The 3,714-nt window shown below is 73.5% G+C and carries 3 protein-coding genes; 1 reads left to right on the top strand and 2 read right to left on the bottom strand.

Translation table 11 applies throughout. The annotated features are described in order from the left end of the window. A partial coding sequence (locus DQW06_RS14180) for a R2-like ligand-binding oxidase (protein WP_232833023.1) occupies nucleotides 1–969 on the top strand: 969 nt, incomplete at its 5' end. Between the two features lie 41 nt (nucleotides 970–1,010). Here the strand turns inward: DQW06_RS14180 and DQW06_RS14175 are convergent. Both DQW06_RS14175 and DQW06_RS14170 read right to left on the bottom strand, forming a co-directional pair. Next, entirely contained in the window at nucleotides 1,011–2,063 is a 1,053-nt protein-coding gene (locus DQW06_RS14175) for a zeta toxin family protein (RefSeq protein ID WP_117198611.1), read from the bottom strand. Nucleotides 2,064–2,193: 130 nt separating this feature from the next. Continuing rightward, nucleotides 2,194–3,507 (bottom strand): glycoside hydrolase family 6 protein, encoded by a 1,314-nt coding sequence (locus tag DQW06_RS14170; RefSeq protein ID WP_013155194.1) that lies wholly within the window; start codon nucleotides 3,505–3,507, stop codon nucleotides 2,194–2,196. Between the last annotated feature and the right edge of the window lie 207 nt (nucleotides 3,508–3,714).

The following is a 3,714-nucleotide window of genomic DNA, read 5'->3' as shown; positions in this document are numbered from 1 at the left end:
CCCTCTCCCGCGCGGCGCCGCACCGGCTTCCACTCGCTCCGGGGCGGCGGCCTGAACTGGGACTCCCTCCCTCTCAAGCTGTTCGCCAAGGGCAACGCCCGGTTCTGGAACCCGGCCGACATCGACCTGAGCCGGGACGCCGAGGACTGGGAGGGGCTGGGAGAGGGGGCCCGGGCGCGGATCCTGCGGCTGTGCGCGTTCTTCGTGGCGGGAGAGGAGGCGGTCACGGAGGACATCCAGCCCTTCCTGCGGGCCATGGCCGCGGAGGGGCGGCTGGGCGACGAGATGTACCTGACCCAGTTCGCTTTCGAGGAGGCCAGGCACGTCCAGGCGTTCCGGCTGTGGCTGGACGCGCTCGGGGTCCACGAGGACCTGCACGGGTACGTGGACGCCAACCCGGGGTACCGGACGCTGTTCTACGAGGAGCTGCCCAGCTCGCTGGAGGCGCTGCTGGAGGACCCGAGCCCCCGCAACCAGGTGCGCGCCTCGGTGACCTACAACCACGTCATCGAGGGCTCGCTGGCGCTGACCGGGTACTACGCCTGGAACCACCTGTGCACGGCGCTCGACGTCTTCCCGGGGATGCGCCGGATCGTGCGCATGATCGGCGACGACGAGCGGCGCCACATGGCGTGGGGCACCTTCACCTGTCGCCGCCACGTCGCGGCCGACGACGCCAACTGGGACGTGGTGCGCGATCGGCTGGACGAACTGCTGCCGCACGTGACGTCCACGGTGGAACGCGGTGAGGAGCCCTCGGGCGACCCGGCGACCCGCCGCTACGAACTGCCTCCGGGCGAACTGGTCCGCTACGCGGGCGACCGCGCGCTGCGCCGCCTCGGCGCGATCGGGTCCGCGCGCGGGGTGCCCGTGTCGCGCATCGACCTGGACGCCACGCCCGAGGACCTGGAGGAGCGGTTCGGCGAGGAGGACCGGGAGGCCGTGCGGAGGCTGGCGGCCCGGGACTGAGAACCGGCCGGGCCCGCCCGGACGGCAGCCCGCCGGGCCGCTCAGACCGCGCTGCGCGGGGCGCGCCCGGACGCGTGCCACAGCTCCCGGCGCCCGCGTTCGGCCTCCAGGGCGACGCGCCCGAACGGCTCGGTCCGCCAGTCGTCCTCCTCCCGGTGGTTGGCGTAGAGCACGTCGCCGTCGCGGGAGAGGACGTAGAGCGAGTCCGCCAGCCGGTGGGTCTCCAGGAACTCCACCGTGTTGGGGAGGCCCAGATAGAAACGGTCATGGTGGAGTTCGGGCATCCACCTGCCGAAACCCTGGTCGGCGCGGGCCCGGGCGTACCGGTCGGCGATCGCGAAGCGGCTGTTGGAACTGTGGGTGGCCACGAGGGCGACCTCCACCCGGTACCCGGCGTCGCGGAACCCCTCCACCCAGGACGCGGCCCAGTCGGCGCGGCCGAGGGGGTGGCTGCACACGGCGTCCACGCGGCCCGCGCGCATGTGCGCCATGGCCAGCCCGTGCAGGCCGCCGACCTGCCGGGCCAGGGCGGCGGAGGCGGCGCGGTCGTCGGCGGCCATCGCCCACTCGTAGTCCGGCGCCAGGCGCAGCAGGTCGTCGCCGTCGTAGCTGACGGTGCCCTCGGGCAGGAACGGCAGGACCAGGCGCTGGAGGGTGGACTTGCCCGAGCCGGGCTGGCCGCCCAGGAGCAGGAGCCGGGGCCGCTCGCGGGCCGGTCCGGTGAGCCGGTCGCGGAGCGCGAGGTCGAACAGCGCGTCCAGGTCGGCCCCGGACAGGACGGGGCCCGGATCCCCGGGGGTCGCGCCGTCGCGGACCCGGATCGGCTCGGCCCGCAGTTCGGCGACGATCCCCGGGAGCTCCCGGTTGACCCGGGCGACCTCCCCGTCGTCGAGGAAGGGCAGCCGTGCCTCCCGGGCGAGGAGTTCGGCGGCGCGCTCCCGGAGCCCGGTCCTGCTCAGGCAGGCGCCGATGGCCGCGCTGTACAGGTTGTAGGCCCGTTCGCGGGCCCGCCGGGAACCGGCCTCCTGCGCGGGGAAACCGCCGCAGGCGCTGTCCTCCACCAGGGTCCGCTCGCCCACCTGTGGAACCGTCATCCGTGTCCGCCCTTCGCCCACCGGGGATGCTAGTGGTTCCCCGGCCCCGGGGTACGGGGTTCGGCGCGGTTGGCCGGAGGCGGCCAGGAGGACGGGGCGGGACCCGCTGGGCCCCACCCCGTCAGTGCGGTCAGGCCGCGGAGCACGTCACCTCGGGCACGCCGTTGCTACCGCCGTGGGTCCCGGTGAACCCGAACTCGGTGCTGCCGCCGGCGCTGAGCGTGCCGTTCCAGCCGAGGTCGGAGGCGGTGACCCGCGACCCGCTGCTGGAGAACTCGGCGTTCCAGCCCTGGCTGAACCGCTGCCCGTCGGCGTAGGTCCACGTCACGGTCCAGCCGCTGAGGGAGTCCTCGGCGGTGACCGTCACCGCCGCCTGGAAGCCGTTGCCCCACTCGCTGACGACCCTGTAGTCGGCCGTGCAGCCCTCGCCCTCGGGCGGGTCGGTGGGCTCCTCGGGGTCGGTCGGCTCGCCGGGGTCGGTGGGGTACTCGGGAGCGTTCACCGCCATGTCGTAGGCGGCCTGGGGCACGAACTGCCCCGCGGGCGCGATGCAGCCGTCGGCCTCACCGGGCAGCTTGGTCCAGATGAAGGCGTCGATCAGCGGGTTCCCGGTGTCGGTGGTGCTGGGGCGGCCGATCATCCGCCCCGGCGGGTCGCACCACTCGTTCTGGGGGGCGGGGCCGTTGCCGTTGCGGCTGGTGTCGATCACGGCGCCGAGGCCGGGCACGCCCGTCGCGGCGATGACGGCCTCCGCGAAGGCGACCTCGTCGTGGGTCCAGTTGTAGTTGGAGGTGTTGGTGGCGACGCCGTGCGCGCTGTTCGCGACGTCCGCGCCGTTGAGCAGGCCGGCGGCCTCCTGCGGGTCCAGCCAGGCCGAGTTGCCGATGTCGAAGTAGACCCTGGCCTCGGAGGAGCCCTCCATGAGCGCCTTGCCCGCGTAGGCCATGGAGTCCAGGAGCTCGGACGGGTCGCTGCAGCCGCTCACCAGCGGCAGGGCGTCGGGCTCCAGGACGATGGTGGCGGACCGGCCCTCCAGCCCCGCGGCGACCTCGTCGACCCAGGCGCGGTAGGCGTCGTGGCTGGGCGCCCCGCCGCCGCTGTGGTTGCCGCAGTCGCGGCCGGGGATGTTGTAGACCACCAGGATGGGGGTCTGGCCCTGGGCGTCGGCGGCGCTGACCACCGCGTCCACGTCGTCGCGGACCTCGGCGGGGTTGTACTGGGTGAACCAGGTGGCCTGGGCGACCGAGGCGATGCGGTCGCGGATGACGTCGGCCCGGGGGTCGTTCGGGTTCTCCTCGACCCAGACGGCCGCCGACGTGTTGGGGTTGACGTAGAACTCGGAGTCGGCGGCCGAGGCGGGCGCCGTGGCGAGCAGCGCCGTTCCCAGGGCCAGTGCCGAGACGGAGCTCACTGCTGCTCCGACGGCTATGCGTGTGCGGGACATGAGCCTTCCTTCGGTGTGGTGTTCCCCGGTTTCCCTGCTTCCCCGTTACTGCGCGCATGGGAGCGCTCCCAAAAAGTCACATTACCCGGCGGAGCCCCTCGCCCCCAGGGGGGTAACGACTGTGTTTCCCAAAGGTGACATCCGCGCCCTGGCATAGGGTGGTCGCATGTCACCCATCCCGCCCTCCTCCCCCGCCGTCATCGACGC

This window comes from Nocardiopsis sp. TNDT3 (genome assembly GCF_003427465.1).
Lineage (GTDB): Bacteria > Actinomycetota > Actinomycetes > Streptosporangiales > Streptosporangiaceae > Nocardiopsis > Nocardiopsis dassonvillei.
The sequence above is the reverse complement of the archived record's forward strand: the minus strand, read 5'-3'. Positions and strand labels throughout refer to the sequence as shown.